At 36.0% G+C, this 18,744-nt stretch carries 15 protein-coding genes and 1 pseudogene; 3 read left to right on the forward strand and 13 right to left on the reverse strand.

Annotated features, from left to right (window positions below):
- Positions 1 to 55: 55 nt before the first annotated feature.
- Positions 56 to 1,039 carry an ornithine cyclodeaminase family protein gene (locus tag FG384_RS13210; RefSeq protein WP_142643076.1) on the reverse strand — a complete coding sequence of 328 codons (984 nt, stop codon included), beginning with the start codon at positions 1,037 to 1,039 and terminating at the stop codon, positions 56 to 58.
- Between the two features lie 137 nt (positions 1,040 to 1,176).
- Positions 1,177 to 2,517, reverse strand: a complete 1,341-nt coding sequence (locus tag FG384_RS13215) for an MFS transporter (protein ID WP_142643077.1) — start codon at positions 2,515 to 2,517, stop codon at positions 1,177 to 1,179.
- A 170-nt stretch (positions 2,518 to 2,687) separates the two neighbouring features.
- On the opposite strand from FG384_RS13215, the gene FG384_RS13220 reads away from it, so the two are divergent.
- Entirely contained in the window at positions 2,688 to 3,203 is a 516-nt protein-coding gene (locus tag FG384_RS13220; protein WP_142643078.1) for a helix-turn-helix domain-containing protein, read from the forward strand.
- 503 nt (positions 3,204 to 3,706) lie between these two features.
- Here the strand turns inward: FG384_RS13220 and FG384_RS13225 are convergent.
- The 6 genes from FG384_RS13225 to FG384_RS13250 form a co-directional block, all read right to left on the reverse strand.
- A complete protein-coding gene (locus tag FG384_RS13225) occupies positions 3,707 to 4,243 on the reverse strand; it encodes a GNAT family N-acetyltransferase (RefSeq protein WP_142643079.1) in 537 nt (178 codons plus the stop codon).
- A 235-nt stretch (positions 4,244 to 4,478) separates the two neighbouring features.
- Entirely contained in the window at positions 4,479 to 4,949 is a 471-nt protein-coding gene (locus FG384_RS13230) for a YbaK/EbsC family protein (protein WP_142643080.1), read from the reverse strand.
- Positions 4,950 to 5,052: 103 nt separating this feature from the next.
- Positions 5,053 to 5,208 carry a DUF1540 domain-containing protein gene (locus FG384_RS13235; protein ID WP_142643081.1) on the reverse strand — a complete coding sequence of 52 codons (156 nt, stop codon included), beginning with the start codon at positions 5,206 to 5,208 and terminating at the stop codon, positions 5,053 to 5,055.
- Positions 5,209 to 5,299: 91 nt separating this feature from the next.
- Positions 5,300 to 5,848 (reverse strand): GNAT family N-acetyltransferase, encoded by a 549-nt coding sequence (locus FG384_RS13240; RefSeq protein ID WP_142643082.1) that lies wholly within the window; start codon positions 5,846 to 5,848, stop codon positions 5,300 to 5,302.
- A gap of 33 nt (positions 5,849 to 5,881) precedes the next feature.
- Positions 5,882 to 6,406, reverse strand: a complete 525-nt coding sequence (locus FG384_RS13245) for an NUDIX hydrolase (protein ID WP_205961799.1) — start codon at positions 6,404 to 6,406, stop codon at positions 5,882 to 5,884.
- A gap of 153 nt (positions 6,407 to 6,559) precedes the next feature.
- Positions 6,560 to 7,459, reverse strand: a complete 900-nt coding sequence (locus FG384_RS13250) for a GNAT family N-acetyltransferase (protein ID WP_166462450.1) — start codon at positions 7,457 to 7,459, stop codon at positions 6,560 to 6,562.
- A gap of 217 nt (positions 7,460 to 7,676) precedes the next feature.
- On the opposite strand from FG384_RS13250, the gene FG384_RS13255 reads away from it, so the two are divergent.
- Entirely contained in the window at positions 7,677 to 7,970 is a 294-nt protein-coding gene (locus FG384_RS13255) for a phospholipase (protein ID WP_142643084.1), read from the forward strand.
- A 68-nt stretch (positions 7,971 to 8,038) separates the two neighbouring features.
- On the opposite strand, the pseudogene FG384_RS13260 reads toward FG384_RS13255, so the two are convergent.
- The 5 genes and pseudogenes from FG384_RS13260 to FG384_RS13280 all read right to left on the reverse strand — a co-directional run bounded on the left by FG384_RS13260 (position 8,039) and on the right by FG384_RS13280 (position 16,199).
- Positions 8,039 to 8,424, reverse strand: a pseudogene (locus tag FG384_RS13260) (iron chaperone).
- 57 nt (positions 8,425 to 8,481) lie between these two features.
- Positions 8,482 to 10,407, reverse strand: coding sequence for a ribosomal protection-like ABC-F family protein (abc-f, locus tag FG384_RS13265; protein ID WP_142643085.1), 1,926 nt, complete (start codon positions 10,405 to 10,407; stop codon positions 8,482 to 8,484).
- 635 nt (positions 10,408 to 11,042) lie between these two features.
- Positions 11,043 to 13,409: a polyprenyl synthetase family protein gene (locus FG384_RS13270; protein ID WP_142643086.1), complete on the reverse strand. Its 2,367-nt coding sequence runs from the start codon at positions 13,407 to 13,409 to the stop codon at positions 11,043 to 11,045.
- Between the two features lie 900 nt (positions 13,410 to 14,309).
- Positions 14,310 to 15,500 carry a DHH family phosphoesterase gene (locus FG384_RS13275; RefSeq protein ID WP_142643087.1) on the reverse strand — a complete coding sequence of 397 codons (1,191 nt, stop codon included), beginning with the start codon at positions 15,498 to 15,500 and terminating at the stop codon, positions 14,310 to 14,312.
- A gap of 192 nt (positions 15,501 to 15,692) precedes the next feature.
- Complete coding sequence (locus tag FG384_RS13280; protein WP_142643088.1) at positions 15,693 to 16,199, reverse strand: YehS family protein; 507 nt, start codon at positions 16,197 to 16,199, stop codon at positions 15,693 to 15,695.
- Between the two features lie 486 nt (positions 16,200 to 16,685).
- On the opposite strand from FG384_RS13280, the gene FG384_RS13285 reads away from it, so the two are divergent.
- Positions 16,686 to 18,332, forward strand: coding sequence for a copper amine oxidase (locus FG384_RS13285; protein WP_142643089.1), 1,647 nt, complete (start codon positions 16,686 to 16,688; stop codon positions 18,330 to 18,332).
- Positions 18,333 to 18,744: the final 412 nt, after the last annotated feature.

An 18,744-nucleotide genomic window follows, 5' to 3' on the forward strand; every position in this document is an offset into this window, starting at 1 on the left:
ATTGTCAATTAGATAAAAAACGCCCCAAAAGCTTAAAGCGATTGGGGCAGTCCTATTACACATCAATTTCAGTTCCTATTTTTTGTTCTTTCGCTTTCACATATACACCTTTCGCAACAGCCAGATCAAAAAAAGCAGCTCCAACGGATTTAAAGAAAGTAATCTCTTCATCGTTTTCTCTTCCTTTTATTGCTCCAACTACTAGCTTTCCTAATTCACCGTGTACGTTCTCAAATGACCATTTTCCCACTTTTTCTGCATGCATGAGTTCTCCTGCTTCTTCCTTTACTCCCTTAAAGTCATCCACTACTATTTTAGCGGCACGAGTAATAGTCGTAACATCCACTTCATGCATATGAGGTAAATATGAGCCTACCCCATTGATATGAGTACCTGGCTGTAAATCCTCCCCATTAAAAACAGGCTCGTTGGATCGAGTTGCACAACAGATTATATCTGCTTGACGTACCGCTGATGCGACATCTTCTAACACCTCAAAAGGAATGTTAACTCCAAAATTTTTAAGTTTCTCTCCGAATTTTTGAGCTTTTTCAGCAGTACGATTCACTAGCAATATGCGCTCGATATTTCGTACAGCTAAAACAGCAATTACTTGTTCAAATGCCATTGCACCTGTTCCGATAACAGTGACAATTTTTGCATCTTTTTTTGCTAAATAATTAGTAGCTATCCCACTTAAAGCACCTGTACGAAGTCTTGTTAAATAAGAAGCGTTGAGCATCGCTATATGCTCCCCATTTTGTGCATTTGACAATAAAACTATACCTTGTGTTGTGTCTTTTCCATTAGCAGGATTGTTCGGAAAGATCGTAACCACTTTTACAGCAGATACTTCTCCAACTAAATCTGCACTTGGCATATATAACGCTGATGCTTCATGTTGTGGAAATTCTATTACGGTACGATGTGGATTCACAATCTTTTCATCTTCTTTTGCGCGAAGAACATCTGAAACATCTCGAATTGCATCTTTCATACTATATGTACGCATAATTTGTTGTTCGTTTACTACTAACATACTCCAACCTCCATTAATATCATGCTGCGACAATGCTGCTCTTAGGAGCATGCGTCTACTAGAAAAAATCGCCTTTCACTAGTTTTAGCGAAAGGCGATCTATTTTCATTAAAACTTTTTATTAACTAATATAGTTATTAGATATGGCTTAATTCTTTTGCTTTGCTAGTTTCAGCTGTGCCTTCAGAATCGTTCATACTAATTTCATCTAAATGCTCTTTACTGCGATCTTTTACTGCCCAAATTGCAAGTAATGAAATAACCGCTGTGAAGATGATATAGCATGCAACCGGAACATAGGAACCATTAAACTTAAGCATCAAACTTGCTGCAACTAGCGGAGCAGTCCCACCAGCTAATGCTGCACCAATTTGATAACCAAGTGTAATTCCAGTATAACGTACTTTTGCATCGAAGATTTCAGAGAACATAGTTCCAAGTACTGCTGTTATAGGAGACCAAATAATCCCTAATCCTATAACTGTCGCAATTACTAGTAAAACAACTGACTGTTGTTGAATCATCCAAAAGTATGGAAATGCAAAGACGATCATTCCTATTGTTCCACCTACGTATAGCTTTTTCCGCCCTACTTTATCAGAAAGACTTCCCATAATAGGAATTAATATTGTTGTAACTATTGTCGCTATCATAACAGAATTTAATACTGCAGTTCTTGAGAATCCTAAATTTGTCGTTGCATATGACACAACAAATGTACCAAAAATATAGAACGGTGCTGTTTCAACAACTTTTGCACCGATTGCGATAAGAACTTCACGCCAATGAAATTTCAACGTATCTACGATTGGTAGCTTTGGTATTTCACCTGACTCTTTCACCTTCTTGAATGATGGTGTTTCATCAATTCCTTTACGTATCCATAATCCAAAAACAACTAATAATGCACTAAAAATGAATGGAATACGCCAACCCCAAGTCATAAATGAACCTTCAGGAAGTAATGTCATAATAGATAAAGCCACAGTCCCAAGAACCATCCCTATTGTTACACCCATTTGAGGAATAGCCCCATATAATCCACGTTTTTCTTTCGGTGCATATTCAACTGCTAGAAGTAAAGCTCCTCCCCATTCTCCTCCAATACCTAAGCCTTGAACAAGACGTAGAGTTATTAAAAGAATCGGAGCCCATACACCTATCGCTTGATAAGTAGGAAGTAATCCCATACCAAATGTTGCAATCCCCATTAAACTTAACGTAATAACAAGTGTCTTTTTACGACCAATTCTATCTCCTATATGACTGAAAACTACTCCCCCGAATGGGCGTATAAAGAAAGCTAACGCAAATGATGCATAAGCAAGTATAGTTCCAACCGATGGATCTTCAGTTACAAAGAATAGTTGGTTAAATACTAAAGCTGCTACTGTTCCATACAAGAAGTAATCAAACCATTCAATGGAACTTCCTACTAAACTTGCAATCCATATTTTTCTCATTTGTTTTGAATCCATTTTACATCTCCCCTTTTACAAAATTGAAGTGACACTTTAATTTCTCCCTTTATTCATTGTAGAGAGTGTAAAATATTCTGTCAATACTCTTAAAAATATTAAAATTAGTCTTTCACTAAACAAGTAATGTATGATTGACTAAACGAGATGAATTTAAAGGAGAATTATTTATGTCTTCTAACTCAATAGGTGAAATGTTAAAGAAGTTAAGAAAAGGTCGAAAACTTACTTTAAAAAATTTAGCGGAACAAACGGACGTCTCTATCAGTTTCTTATCTCAAGTAGAACGGGGAAAGTCTAGCGTAACGTTAGAATCTTTGAAGAAAATAGCAGATGCATTGAAGGTAAACCCTACGGTATTTTTTCCAGATGACGATTCACTGATGGATGACTTAGATTCGATGAGGCAACAGTTCTATTATCAAGATCTATCCAACGGACTTAAAGATGCACTATACTTACCAATTCTAGTAACTCTGCAACCTGGTCAAAACGAAGGAAATGCTTTTTCCCACAGTGGTCATGAATTTTTATTTGTCATTGAAGGGACATTAACCGTAGTAGTTGATGAAATAAAAGAAACATTAAAAGAACAACAGTCCATTATGTTTGATGCCAATAAGATGCACTATTGGTACAACTTAACCGATAAACCTGTACGTTTCTTAGTAGTGTCATCGAAGTAATATACATAAAAAAGGAGCGAGCCTAAGTACTCGCTCCTTTCAGACTGTAGACAAATCCGCTTTCCGTGGGCTTGACTTCAGCCTCCTCGTCACTGCAAAGACACTGGCCAAATAAAGTTCGGCCAGTGTCTTTCCTGCGGGGTCTTCAGCTCAAGCTATTCCCTCAGGAATCTCCGTGGTGGGCCCTGCCTATTTTTCAAAAGTTGAAAGTGGAAATCTGAAGATGCTGTGATCAATCTATGTTTCTCGGAATATCTGGTAGCAATCGCTCCAGGCGGGCGCTTTCCGCTTATTTTTAACTTCAATAAACAGAATAGTGGACAATTAAAGCCTTTTCACTTGATGAGATGGGATAGGCAATCCGTTATTTTTATCAAAAATAGAGTTGTCTACAATCTTTTTAATTGTAAATAGGATAGATCAGGTTTTCCGAATCTTACCGCTCGCTTTCTGCGGGCGGATGCAGAACCGCGTTACTCCCATCAGAATACTAAAATAGGATACTATTTGATATATTCTATCAACCAGCAATCACGATATTCTCCCTCATGAAGTTCATTTTTGGGTAAGAGCTTGACCTTCTTAAATCCACACTTTTCGTAACACCTAATTGCTCTTTCATTCCATGTTTGAGGATCCATAACTACTCTGTCTGCTTGATTTTGTTCGACTAAAAACTCCACCATAGATTTCACTAAAAGTGTTCCAATACCTTTGTTCCAATATGCAACTTCTCCAATAAATTGGTCCATCCCATATATAACATCTGATAAATCTGTGTAACCATATAATTTACTATCATCACTATCTAATAAATAATATTGAATGTATCCAATCGGAAGTTTGTCAAACTCAACTATACATCGAACTACTCCCTTATCACGGTTGTAGAATTTTTCATGAACCATATCTAAGTCAAATGCATTGTCTCTTCCCTCATAAAATTCAAGTACAATAGGATCAGAAAGCCATTTAACTAATATAGAATTATCCTTCAGTTCTAATAGACGAACAGATAACTTACCATTTTTAAATAACATCTATATCTCTCCTATAAAGATTTAGTAACATCTACCCTTGATGTCCATTATTCAATTACGAAAGTATACTATTTCCCAAATGTGACCATCTGGATCTTGGAAGTGTACCGAATATCCCAATCATATTCTTTTGGTTGATCAGGTAAAAGAGAACCCCAGCCGTTACTGCGCTTTCTAGAATAGAATCTACTTAGTAGCGAATTGACAATATGTCACTTATTTTTTAGTGACTTTTTTATTCCCATCCTTTACTAACATCAATCCATCCTTGTCCATTAGCATATGTATATAATTCCTCAATAGTAAGTTCAATCGCACTGTTACTGCTACCACATGCCGGAAAAACAGTTTCAAATCTTTTCAATGATTCATCTAAGAATACTGATACATTTTCAGGTATCCCAAATGGACAAACTCCACCTACAGCATGTCCCACCTGTTCCAACACTTCTTCTGGAGTTAGCATTTTTGCTTTCACTCCAAAAGTTGCTTTGAATTTCGGATTATCAATTTTCGCGTCTCCTGCTGCTACAACCAAAATACAATGATCCTCTATTTTAAAGGATAGTGTTTTGGCAATGCGCCCTGGCTCAACATTTAAAGCCTGAGCTGCAAGTTCAACAGTTGCGCTAGATGTTTCAAACTCTAGTATTTTATAGGCAATTCCTAACTCCTTAAAATAATCCCTCACTAATTCAATTGCCATTTGTTGCACCTCTTTTTTCAATATTTCAACTTCTTATTTAATCTTACCATTACTTAATGAAAAATTAAAAAGGGCAACCATAACAATGGTCGCCCTAGGTGTATTAAACTTCTGGTTCAAATGTTTTGCAATCCGTTTCTTCACTATTGGATGCTTTATTACCTTTATTACTTACGACATAGATCGCTGTAGCGTTACATTTGTTTCCAGAACCCCAATACGTACAGTTATTAACTTCACAAAGTACATCTTGTGCCATTGTAAAACACCTCCTCTTTTGTTAGCATTAACAATTTTGAAGGTATTAATACTGGCTGTTATGATTATATAGGAATCAGTAAAAACTTAATTTAACTAGTAGTATCATTTTGAAGTCTATATACAGCCATTTGATATATTTTATCGTTGAAATATCCTTTCTCTTCCACTTTATCTGTTTTAACAAAATGACACTTTTCCAAAAGTAGAATGGATGAACTGTTATTTTCCTCTGTATAAGCTAATATTTCTTTTAACTTCATTACATCAAAACCATACTTAATCACACTAAGTAATGATTCTTTCATGAAACCTTTTCCTTGAAAACTAGGAATAATTCCATATCCTAATTCACCATTTTTCAATTCCTCATTCATATTCCAAATACTAATAGAACCAATAACTTTTTTAGTTAGTTTGTGCTCAATAGCCCAAATAATCCATTTATTTTCCTCGATACCTTTATTCATCTTTTCAATATAGGCTTTCGTTTCATATATATTCTCATCTAATTTTGTATCCGTATGTTCATTCATTCGTGGATCTTTTCTCATTTCAAATAAATCATTGCTATCATTTTCATCCATTTTTCTTAAAATTAGATTTGTAGTTTCAATCGTTGGATAAGGATTGAAAATCATAGATAAGCACCTTCTTTCCATGTTTGAGATTAGTTAATCTTTCATTTCTACTAACTGTTCAATATTCAATGGTAATTCGTTAATCTTCTCTTTCAAAAATAAAGGATAAACATTTATGTCTTTTAATTCTTCAAAGAGTTTCCAATAATAATTATGTATTTTTCCATTTTCATTTACGATGAATTCATCGCCTCTTTTTAAGATCTCTTTGTCCTTCAACTCTAATAAATAAAAAAAGCAAATTTCATGAAATCTTTCATTTAAGCTTTCTTCTGTAAAAAAATTTTCATTTACCCATAGCATCCGCTTAATGTCTACTTCGATAGAAAGCTCTTCTTTTATTTCCCTTCTCATGGAGTCTTCGCTTCTTTCATTCAGTAATACTCGACCTCCAGGAAGATAATAATAAGGTTGATTTTCATCTTTCATAATGAGTATTTTGCCCTCATAAATTAATAATCCAGCTACTCTATAATTGAATCTCCCTTTTGGTGTTTTAAATGAGATATCCATTTTTGTCTCCTTTATCAGTGTAATAATTGCAAATTTCAGTTTCATACTATAACTCACTTTTCAGACTAATACATCCATTATACTTGTTTGTAAATTTTCTTTACCTTTTTCAAAAAATTTTATAGTGAAAATAAAAAATGGAAGTATGAGTATCTAAAATTGATGCTCAAACTCCCCAATGCTTATTTAATATTACTTTTACTTTCTTAAATCGTATTTATAACACGCTACCGCTTCAACCTGTTTAAAGCCCTCCTGAATATATAGTGCTTTCGCTCTCTCATTATCTGCATTTACACAAAGTATCGTTCTTTTATATGACTTTTCCTTGGCAAATCGTAAGGCAGCTCTGAGTAGGATTCTTCCTAATCCTTTGCCTTGGTAGGCAGGTATTATGGCGATAGGGCCAATTTCCATAATTCGTGAGTTTTCATACTCATCATCCGCCCCTCTAATTACTCCTACAGGTTCACTTTTATGATAAAGGATCATGGAGCCACCTTCTATGTTCTCCTCAGCTGTCATCATTTTTTGTACCATCTCTGGAGTAATAGGAGTTTCACTTCCTTGAAGTTTTGCAAATCCTGCATTCCTAACTTCACACCATATTTCTTCATCTCTTCCAGATTGAAAAGGCTGAATAACATAATCATTCGGTAAACTAAATTCAGGCACATCTAAATCCTCTCTGACAAGCACGAAGGAATATCTCTCTACATTAAACTTTAGTTGATTAATGAATTCTTCTAATTTTTTATTTGTAAATGGCACAAACAAGAAAACCTTATCCAACCCATCTGTATGCTTTAAAATGGCTTCCATCAACATCGAATAGCATTCCAGACTCTCTACTTCAGAATGAAATATTCTAAAGCGAGCCTTTCTTCCTCTTTTACTATAATCATCTATCATAAGAGATACAGCTCCAACAATATCCCCTTGTTGAGTAGTAACTATATATGTTGGATTTTCCTCATTCGGCTCAAATTCTTGTAAATCTTCATCGTATAAAAAAGAATCATCTAGCTCCATTTTATGTTTCTTGCAATACGTTATAAAATCAGCAACTCTATTTTGCAACAAATTTTCTACTCGCATTTGTACTCCCCTTTTCCTCATTGTATTTATATGTTTGTCGCTTATCTATCCATTCTCAAAATACCATTTTATTATTTAGAAAATCAAACCCCTAACCCCTTAAGCTCTTCATCAAATTAATTGTGGAACTTATAGGTAGCAGTTTATACATAAAGAAAAACTATTGAATATTTTATATTAATTAGTTGTGAAAAGTAATCTAAAGGAGGTTTTTAATTTGTCACGAAGAAGAGGTGGAAAGTTTCGTTTTTGTGTGTTCCCAGGATATAACTATTGTGGACCTGGCTGTAGCGGTCCGGGTGCTCCAATAAATGATGTAGATGCAGCGTGTAAAGCACATGATGAATGCTATAGTAAGCGTGGAAATCTATGTGAATGTGATCGTGAATTTCTTCGCCGTCTGCGCCCCCAAATAAATCCATATACACAACAGGGAAGACACGCAAGACTGATCTATAACTATATGAGACTACAAACAAATTTCACATGTAACTCTTTTAAAATTAGATAGCGCACTTTTTTAGTCTTTGTAATGAATTTTGGAATCCAGGTTCAGAACTAGAACCTGGATTCCAAAATTTATTTTTTCTTTTTCTTTTCTTCTGCTTTTTTAATATTTTCAGCAACTCTAAATTTTACTATCTTACTAATTAAATCAGTAGGCATCGGCTTTTCAATAGGAAACTGCACGGACCCTTTTGCTTCCTTATATCCCGATAATTCATCTTTAAACGCTTCGATTCCACTAGCAGCTGGATAAAACCCTATATGTTTTTGTAGGCAGCGAAATGCACAAGATTTCCATGGAGAGCAAAAGTGGGCATTTGATAGTTTATCTTTTCTTCTGCATTTGGTGCAGACTCTTTTATTACTTTTCTTAGCGACTCTAAAATTTCCTGAACTTCCGGAGGAAATGTATCAATATATTCATCAATAGAATCAAAAATAATTTTGTTTTCTTCCATAATTTATTCCTCCTTAAATCTTATTAGTACCTCAATTATTCTAGTGAAAACTTTAAACTACTCATTAAAACTTAACCACAAATCCATTACTGAATCCAGCTCGTTCATTAAGTCTAGCTTCCTACCATATAGCTTATTAAGTTCATCATAATCCATATGGTCGGCAGCCATGACTAAATCTATCTCCCTTAATTCATTTTCAAGGTTTTCAATCCTCGCTAGGGTCTTTGCCTCTTCTGCTTCCTTCTTTATACCCTCTGGATTACTTTTTTGTTTCTTTACCTTTTCTTTTACAACAGTCTCTTTGGTATCCTGTACGACTAACTTCTCTTTTACACTTTTATAATAATCGTAATTTCCAAGGTAGCTTCTAAATGCATAATCCTCAACAGCAATGACTCTCTCACCTATTTTATTTATAAAATATCTATCGTGGGAAATAAAGAAAATCGTACCCTTAAAGTCTTCCAGAGCTACCTCGAGAGTCTCAATGGAATCAATATCAAGATGATTGGTCGGTTCATCCAGTATTAATAAATTGACATCTTGATATAATAACATGCCAAGCTTCAGCCTGATTCTCTCGCCCCCTGACAAATGCTTTACCTTTTTGAAGACGCTCTTTTTAAAAAACATGAATTTGGAAAGGTATTCTCGTGCTTTTCCCTCAAGTATAGAAATATCCTCCCTAAAAGCCTCGAGCACAGTGAGCTCTTCATTTTTAAATGTAATTTTCTGAGGTAAATAGGCCGCCATCACATTAGAGCCCAATTTCACCACACCGTCATCCGGCTGCTCTTCACCTAAAAGCATCTTTAAGAAGGTGGTTTTCCCGCTTCCATTCGGACCTACTATTCCCACTCTTTCACCAAAATGAATCATTAGATTTGCGTCCTTAAAAATAACCTTATCTTCATAAGCTTTAGAAAGTCCTATCGCCTGGATTGTTTCATTTCCAGATCGTCCAGCCGCTATTATATCTAGTTTCATATTCTTTTTTTTAAAAGTTGGTTTGTCGATTCGATCCATTTTATCGAGTATTTTTTGAATACTAGCAGCCCTTCTAAAGAACTTGTTATTATCAGCCCTCATTGCCCAATCTCTCAGACTCGTTACGGTATTTTCCATACTGTTGATCTTTTTTTGCTGCTCCCTAAAATGTTCATATTGAATCCGCATATTTTCTTCTTTTTGGCTAACATATGAAGAATAATTACCTTTGTAGGTGATTGACTCCATATCCTCAACCTCTGCAATTTTGGTTACGACATTGTCTAGAAAATATCGATCATGGGATACAATAAGGACCATTCCTTTGTAACTCTTAAGATAACCTTCTAGCCATTCAATTGAATCCATATCCAAATGATTAGTCGGCTCATCCAGTAACAAGATGTCTGTATTATGAATCAAGAGCTTCCCAAGCCCTACTCTTGTTTTTTCACCACCGCTTAATAAATCAAAATCCTGTTTTAAAAAGCTTTCATCAAATTTCAAACCAGTACAAACCTTGCTTAACTTTTCTTCTTTCTCGTAGCCGCCCTTTAGTTCATATAATTGAACTAAATCACTGTACTTTTTTAATGCTTTTTCCAATGCCTTATCTTCTAAAGTCTTCATCTGCTCTTCTAATTCACGCATTTGTTTCTCTATGCCGTCAATTTCCTCAAACGACAAGTTTAAAATATCGATCACTTTTAACCCTTCTGAATACAATGGTGTTTGCTCAAGGTACGCACTAGTAGCACCTCTCGACACATTTATTAAACCTTCATCATATCCATTGCTTGATGTTTGTGGATAACCAGGATAGTAATTCATCGGTTCTATTCCCGCAATTAACTTAAGAATCGTACTCTTTCCACTTCCGTTTACACCTACGATTCCAACCTTCTCTCCTGCATAAACTTCAAAGGTTATATTTTTAAGAACAAGTGTGGCTTCCATATACTTTTTAATACCATTTAACTTTAATTCAAACATAAAATTTCCTTCTTTCATCCATAATTTAAGTTATGCATTTTATGGACAAGACAAAGAAGAACTTCCATACTATTCAATTAAAAAAGACCATAAGAAGATGATTTTCTTCTTACAGTCTAAAATAGTCTGTGAATATAATTCATTTAATGCAGTCTAAGCAAAAATGCGTACATAAAAAAGTACATGATTATGCTTATATGCCTGCCACCAGCAGTATTAAAAAACTGGAGAAATACTTCAAAAAACTCATGAAATATTCAATAAATTATAATCTCGATTTCAGTAAAGTAAGTTACCTTCTAAATTGCCTTAATTCCATAAAGAGCATCACAAATAAACCTAACTTTAGTAGGTAAAATAAACACTCATTACAAAATCCATATTAATTTCAAAATAAATTAATATTAGCAATTAGTTGGTTCCATAAACTTACTTTCCCCCTTCGAAATTTTCTTTATTATCTCATTTTTTCGTTTTTTTGTAAATAATCTTAATAAAAAAATCACTGCAATCAGAATAAGTTCCCACATTATTCCTTTCGGAGCCTGCACTTCAATATTACTATCTGGCACCCTACACTCATCCTTAAGGTTTCGTTGGTCGCTTTGGAAATTCTGTCTACTTTTTACCAAATCTTAATGGTCACGATTTATAACATAATCCAAAAAATGCTTCAAGAATGTGGTATTGCGTGGCACCTCTTGCAACGCTTCCATTGCAGTACAATAATTTTCCCACATCTCCTTTTTGGCACTTTCCAAACCTAATATTGATACAAAAGTTGAGTTATTGTTTTCGGTATCCTTGCCAATCGGTTTTCCGAGTAAAGTTGTATCTCCTTCTACATCAAGTAAATCATCCTTAATCTGAAACGCGATGCCTGCATGACGGGCAAATTTTTTCAAAGCTTCCATTTCTAATTCACTTGCCTTGGAGAGAATTGCAGGCATTATGAGAGAAGCTTCGAATCCTATTCCAGTCTTATATAAGCACATCATATTCAACTGTTTTAGAGTCAATTGTTTCCCTTTAGAATCCAAGTCCATCGCTTGCCCTCTACACATATCCGCTGTTATTCGGGCTGAATATTGAATTAATTTAAGTACAGTCTTAGAATCGAACTGATCAAGTGATGTTTGTTCCCAAATGGCCTTCTGAGTCAGAAAAAGACCAGTTATTTCTGATATGGCAATGCTATACACCTCGTGGAGAGTTGGACGCCCCCTACGAGTGGAGGCATTATCCTGGGATGGCAGATCATCAAATATTAAAGATGCAGTATGCATATACTCCAATGATCTCAACAGTGGCTCGATTGCTGAACTTTGTAATCCATATGCGTTTACACCCATGAACCAAGTCACTATTGGTCTCAAACGCTTTCCATCACCTTCTAGACTGTAATTTGCAGCATCAATTATTGGTTCTTCCGTCAAAGACATATTCTCCTTCTTAGGAATACTTAAGATATTGTTGATCTGATGGCGTAATGTTTTGATCGTATTTAAAAATTCTTCCTTTTCTTTCTGTTCATTTTTCAAAGTGGTAATCATATGGTCACGAAGTAATTTATCAAAGAAATCCACATCATCAGCTTTTCGAACCATATCTTGAATAAGTCTATTGAATTTAGGAATTCCTGAAGCAAACAGGCTCATAACTTCGTTGTATTTTTCAGTACCCACTCGTTCTTTAAATCGTTTCAGTCCGTTTATAGCACGATCTAAAATTACCTCACGAGTCTTCATGTCAGAACCATACACGTTATGAATCAAATTGGAGATAACCGTCCAGTACAATTCGAAGGGGTTTATTAGATCCAAACGTTTATCGTGATATTTCATATAGTAGGTATAGGGTGTTACCGCTCCATCTTTCATGTCATCAAACATATCTGCAAAATCATCAGCCAGCTGATTGTATATGCCATAAAAAAATGTTCGGTTGTCAAATTCCTTATCTTCTGAAGCACCAATTACTGAACGGACAATCAATCGGGAAGAAGAAGATTTTAAAATGATTGGTATATAAAGTTCTTCGTTCGTGTAGTTTGCATTAGATAGATCCTTTACACGGTCCACTTCTTGGGAATTAAAAAACACATAGGATTGTTCGAAAAAATACTTTCTTGTCTCTCGTCGCTGATGATCCCTAATATATTCAAACGCATCTCGGAGTTCCGAATGAATGTATCTGATTAAATCCACATTATCTCCAGTCCATTCTCCCAGTTCCGGCACAGATCCCGTGATAAGTGTAGTACGTATCAAATCAGAATATTGTTTTTCCTCGTTATCTGATAAAATTTTAGCGTCAAGTAGATCGTCAATAAATGGATAGGTCAAACCATAGGAATAGCCAAGCCTAATAGCTGCATCGAGCCTCCGAGTACGTTCTTCAGGAGATGTTTCGTCGTTCATCTCTTCAATCTCTTGCATAATTACTCCAGCAATGATTTTAATGAGCTTTCTCTGGGCGTGTTCAGCATCCATCCCCTTCGGAATTTTGGAGGATACAGTCTTCAGCTTATTTATTACCCAGATTAAACTCGATTCCACGCCTTCTTTCTGTGCAATTCTGTATAACCCGGCCATGCTGAACGTCTCATCTTTGTCTCCTTTTGTTAGGTGACTTTTTAAACTATCTACTACACGACCGATCCTGTATAGAGTATCAGGTGAATCAAGGGCTTTGCCCAGATCTCGCATAAAAATATAGGAAATGCTTCGATCTAGGTAATTATCTAGTTTGCCTGTGTAATTTAGCCATTGAATATAATGGTGATACCCGCGAGAATCAGGTTTTCCCTTTCCACCGGAAAAAATGGACAATAAAGAACGATGATGAATATGGTTATGTTTCCACGTTTGCAAATCTTCTGTTAAGGTTGGGACAAAAGTCTTTTGCTCGACCTGTTCATAAAGTGATTTAAAATAATGAGCAGCCTTCTGCTCAGCTTGCCGATAACATTCATCAGCATTTATTAATAATTCCTCGTTCATTCAATAACACACCTTCACTTTATGTTCTCTTTTATCCATTAAAAAACAATCTGAAGCAAAATTAGAATCCTATTTAAAATATAATATTTTCCTATTATAACATCTGACATTTTTTTTAACTTGTTTTCTACTTCTCGACTTATAGCCATTATCCACATAACAGTTATATCTAATTAACAATCTATTCTTCTTGAAATCCCTAAATTCCTATTTTCACGCGAAAGCATTTTATTAAGCAAAAAGGAACTATGTCAGATAATGACATAGTTCCTTTCAGACTGTTGACAAATTCGTTTTACAATGAATAGAGATGTATAAGAGAATTAGCAGAGCCCGCCACTTCGCTTTCCGTGGCGGGCCCTGCCTATTTTTCAAAAGTTGAAAGTGGAATTCTGAAGATACTGTGATCAATCAATGTTTTCCTGAATATCTGATAAAAATAATCGATTGACTATCCCATCTCATCAAGTGATAAGGCTTTAATTGTCCACTTTTCTGTTTATTGAAGTTAAAAATAAGCGGAAGCGGCGACTCCTTCGGTACTGCGAGACAGTCCAAGACCCCACAGGCAACTGAAAAACTCGAATTAGTATTTTTGTAGGAACTATTTGCTGTATTTATTTAAGAGAATTTAGCGCGACGCATGAGACTCCTGCGGGAAAGCGAGACAGACGAGACCCCGCACGAAGCAGAGCGAAGGAGGAGGCTTGTCGCTCGCCCGCGGAAAGCGAATGCCAAAGCGATAAATTCTCTTAATGACTATTTGATAGAAAATTTATTAGAATAACACTTTTTCAGTGTCCTCCAAAGCCGAGGAGGCTTGGTGCGAGGCCTCAGAAAGCGCCCGCCTGGAGCGATTGCTACAGGAAAAGCACAATAAAAGTGGTAATACATAAAACTCTAGTCCTGTTGACTAGCTTTTTTTACCTCATTCATTAAGTACTCGACAAACTGATCATCCCTTACCAACCATGCTTCATAATTTCGTTTTAAAAATTGCTCTCCTTCTTCAAAACTTGTAAAGGCTTGTTCCATTACGGTTTTATTTTTTTCAATCATCCAGTTCTGATCATTCGTTTGATAAAGAAGAAAAACATCTTCACTTCTATTTTTGTACAGCGAACCGAATGATGACTGTTTCAAATTATAACGATTCCTTTTCGCATCTTCTTGGATTGGCTCCAAATGGAACGTATCCAATACAAACTGTTTGTAAGCATCATCTGTTAAAGAACAACCAGACGCTTTCTGATGTCCGCCACCACCGAAATATCCTGCAATTTCAGAAACATCTATATGATCATGAATTGTACGCAATGATATTCGTTTTCCACCCATATTTAATATAACGATATAGTCGAGATGAGGATATTCTTTCCCTAGTTCATTTCCTAGCTCTGAATGGTACGATTCTGCATAAACGATACCGGCAATATGATCCCCTGTTTCTGATTGTACGATTTCCCTTTTTTTCCGACGAATATACCGATCTATTTTATCTTCTTCCATGTTCAGCATTTTCTTTTCAAATTCATCAAAATCAAAATGTTCACTTGTAAGAAGTCGCTCCATCATTTTTTCTTCAAAATCATCAATGGAGACTAAATAGAAAAGAGAATTTAGCGAATGGGCTCGATGGTTCTTATTCTTCTCCCACTCCCATGTATCATACTGCCGAACTAACTCTACAAATTCAGTAATAGCATCCGTTGCCTCCAATAGTCTATGCTTAACAAGATATTTATAAAATAAGGATGTAGCTGAGGTTAATTTTCCTTCATTATCCTCAACCAAGACATAGCCCCACCCATAATCATTAAAATGTAAAGCCGTTTTGTGATGATCAAGTAGTTGGATTTTCCCTTTTGCATGATAAAAATCATCGAGCCTTTTTTCATTTTCTTTATTCGGAGACAAATCAGTTATAAATAAAAACGTATCTGGCTGATCATTTTCTAAAAAGAATTCAATTTCGCGATTAAGAGACGATACCGAATTATATCGCACCTTCACTTGCTTACCGAAAGCAAGTTTTGCTAAAATACCACATCCGACCCCATCTAAATCATTATGAGACAATAATTTATACATCCTCTTCACCTCAATCGTAGTATGGTTTTTCAACATGTAATTTATAATGAAGAAAACGTATTGAGCCATTTTATTCATATTGCATAAATAAGGCGTACTAAATAGTACAGAATGATAAAAAGGAATCAGCTACACGCTGATTCCTTTAAACCTAGTTAAATTAACTACACTATATCACTGCTTGTTGTACGTTTATTTCCTATATCTTAGAGCTAAACCTCTCAAGAATTTACGTGCGAAATTATCGCCACATACTTTATAATTTCGATGTCCCTCTTTTCGCAAAATAGCACCTAGTTCCCCTTTTGATACAGCGATACCGCCGTCATCAAGGATATCTAGCATTTCTTCCGTTGTTAATTGCAGTGCTACTCTCAATTTCTTCAGAAGCATATTATTAGCACTATTTTCAGGCGGTTCAGGACTTTCAACTTGTCCAGGTTTTGGATCCTTTTTTCCTCTCTTGAAAGTGATAAGCCCATTTAAAAAAGAGTTTAACATTTTATGATTGCACTTTATCTGATCTTGATTTTCTTCAACATCCACTTCATCATCGAACTCATCTTTTGATTTTGTTAGTATTTTAGGTAATTCGTCTTTTGTTACTACAATACCACCAAGTTTAAATATCTCTATCATATCATTATTTTTTATATCTAGAGCATATCTTAGTCTAATTAGTATATCGTTGTTATCCATTAATAACCCTCCTAATAATATCGCCTTTTTGCATTGCCCTTTTCAAGCAAGCCGCACACTCCTCAAGTGTTATGTAGACAGTGTGGACAGATTTATGTTGTGCCTCTTACTATAACATATAATACAAAAAACACTGATTATTATCTCAGTGTTTTTCTTGTATTAATTGTTAAGTTAGCGATATTTTCTTTTCCCTTATTTAACTTGAGCCCATCCATTAGTCTGGCTCCAAGGACCACGGTGCATCACAGACTGTCACAATTTATTTCTCGAAAGAAGGTCGGAAGCAAAGGTTTCTTTGCTTCTTTTTAGTACATGTCCTTTGAAGTAAGAGAATCATCCCTCCGTTTCATAGCGATTAACATAAATTTGATAGGATCTATAACAAATAGGTAAACAATCCGTTTCATCTGACTATTCATTAACATAAGATGTTAGGGAGAGTGGTTGTTATCTACTCAATAAATATTATTGGAGAGTGATTCAATGGGGGAAAGATCAGAACTTATTGTGGAAGTAGTTCCATTTGGACCAGACCAAGAAACAATGAATCAATTAAGAAGTATATGTGAGAATCATCCTTCTATCCAACCGTTTTTACGTGGAACCAGGCATCTGATGTTATCGTTTGAATTGCTTAATCTTGAGGATATTCCAGGAAACAAAACCTTAAACCACCCGAAAAGTTCTAAACCTACACCTCCAAGTAATTTTTTAGCCACATACTATGACTACACCAATAATCGTACAGTAATAGCCACTGGACCCATTCATGATCCTGGATGTATCAGTGCCTCCCAGTTAGATACGCAGCCGTTGCCAAGTACTGAGGAGTTTGAGTTGGCTGTAAATATTGTTCGAGATCACCCTGAGCTCGGCTGCTTAATTCGCGAAAAACTTGTGCGTCCTTACAGAGCAATGCCTGCACTTATCGATACAGAGCTTCCAGACGGCCGTATTGAAAGAACCCTTGCGGTTGGACTTCTCCCTGTTAAGGAAGATTCAGAGGAGACAACACAGAATAATGGAGCGCCTTTACATCAGATTGTAGGAGTCAATATGATTAAACGTAAAGTAATCTTATATGAAACTGGTGCACCGCCATTTTCAACAGCAAGTGATCAAATCTGCCAGCCCCCGCCTGATGCCAATCAACCTACGGCAAGAAGAGGAACTTTGGGCCAAACCCAAGTAAGAGTGTTGCAAGGTAATACTGAGGTATGGAGTTTCCTTGCAGTGAGACCGGCTGCTTCTTCAGGTATAGTTGGTTCAGGTATCGAGCTTCGAGATGTGCTGTATCGTGGAAAAAAAGTATTATCCCGTGCTCATGTACCAATCCTTAATGTTCGCTACGATAATGATGTTTGCGGCCCTTACCGTGATTGGCAGTGGCAGGAAGGCAGGATTGAAGCTATTGGAACAGATATTGCGCCTGGATTCCGTATGTGTTCCACCCCTGCACGAACCATACTTGATACTGGCTCTGATACTGGTAACTTTCTCGGTGTAGCCATCTATGTTGAAGGGGAAGAAATAGTATTAGTTAGTGAATTGGAAGCTGGCTGGTATCGATATATTAGTGAATGGCGTCTCCACAACAATGGTACGATTCGCCCACGATTTGGATTTAGTGCAATAGCCAATTCGTGTACATGCAACCCTCATACTCACCACGTATATTGGAGATTTGATTTTGATATTCGGACTGAAGGTAACAACGTTATACAAGAGATTAACGAACGGCCAAGTACCGGAACTTCGATTTTTCGAACTTTGAATTACGAAATTAGAAGGTCCCGTGATTCTTTTCATAATAGACAATGGCTAATTTCTAACAAATCAACGGGTGAAGGATATACTTTGATTCCAGGTAAGAACGATGGTTCAGCAGATAGTTTTGGAGTTGGGGATGTATGGCTTCTTCGCTACCATAGTTCTGAGTTAGATGATGGACAGGGTTTCACAACAGATTTAAATAAAGCAAGAGCTAATTTAAACAAATTCCTTAATAGGGAGTATATTAACGGACAGGATATAGTAGTTTGGTATGCAGCACATTTCAGACATGATGAAACAAGTGGAGAGGACGTTGCGCACATTCTTGGTCCAGAGTTAATACCTCGAAACTGGTAGTGATCGATAAAAATCTGATAGTATATATCTAAATTTAAACTGGAAAAAGTAGGGCAGTTCAGCAATAACTGCTTCTTCCAGTGGATGCTCTTGCACCTTTACTCCTATACAACGAATATGCGATAAGCTATTGTGTAGGATTTAGTTGCAGATTTTGATAGAGCCTTCTTATTTAAACATTTTGCTATTTAGGTAGCCCTAATGACCAGTCCTTCTCACTAGTCGAGTAGAAGGGAACCTCTCTACCTTTCGGTAGATTGTGTTCCACCCCCCTCACAGAACCGCGCTTGCGCTATTTACGCACACGGCTCCTCCTAGTCATCATTCACAAAATATAGCTAATCTCTTTTCTTAAGTCGTATATATTCACCTTAGCTCTTGGAGAAGGTAACGGATATTTATGAAGAAAGAG

This window comes from Psychrobacillus vulpis, from assembly GCF_006861825.1.
Lineage (GTDB): Bacteria > Bacillota > Bacilli > Bacillales_A > Planococcaceae > Psychrobacillus > Psychrobacillus vulpis.

Coding starts and splice junctions, on each gene's coding strand:
- FG384_RS13230 (WP_142643080.1), bottom strand. CDS start 4,949: ATGGCAATTGAATTAGTGAGGGATTATTTTAAGGAGTTAGGAATTGCC.
- FG384_RS13270 (WP_142643086.1), bottom strand. CDS start 13,409: ATGAACGAGGAATTATTAATAAATGCTGATGAATGTTATCGGCAAGCT.
- FG384_RS13220 (WP_142643078.1), top strand. CDS start 2,688: ATGTCTTCTAACTCAATAGGTGAAATGTTAAAGAAGTTAAGAAAAGGT.
- FG384_RS13225 (WP_142643079.1), bottom strand. CDS start 4,243: ATGTTATTTAAAAATGGTAAGTTATCTGTTCGTCTATTAGAACTGAAG.
- FG384_RS13250 (WP_166462450.1), bottom strand. CDS start 7,459: ATGCGAGTAGAAAATTTGTTGCAAAATAGAGTTGCTGATTTTATAACG.
- abc-f (WP_142643085.1), bottom strand. CDS start 10,407: ATGTTTGAATTAAAGTTAAATGGTATTAAAAAGTATATGGAAGCCACA.
- FG384_RS13280 (WP_142643088.1), bottom strand. CDS start 16,199: ATGGATAACAACGATATACTAATTAGACTAAGATATGCTCTAGATATA.
- FG384_RS13210 (WP_142643076.1), bottom strand. CDS start 1,039: ATGTTAGTAGTAAACGAACAACAAATTATGCGTACATATAGTATGAAA.
- FG384_RS13215 (WP_142643077.1), bottom strand. CDS start 2,517: ATGGATTCAAAACAAATGAGAAAAATATGGATTGCAAGTTTAGTAGGA.
- FG384_RS13240 (WP_142643082.1), bottom strand. CDS start 5,848: ATGATTTTCAATCCTTATCCAACGATTGAAACTACAAATCTAATTTTA.
- FG384_RS13275 (WP_142643087.1), bottom strand. CDS start 15,500: ATGTATAAATTATTGTCTCATAATGATTTAGATGGGGTCGGATGTGGT.
- FG384_RS13235 (WP_142643081.1), bottom strand. CDS start 5,208: ATGGCACAAGATGTACTTTGTGAAGTTAATAACTGTACGTATTGGGGT.
- FG384_RS13285 (WP_142643089.1), top strand. CDS start 16,686: ATGGGGGAAAGATCAGAACTTATTGTGGAAGTAGTTCCATTTGGACCA.
- FG384_RS13245 (WP_205961799.1), bottom strand. CDS start 6,406: ATGAAACTGAAATTTGCAATTATTACACTGATAAAGGAGACAAAAATG.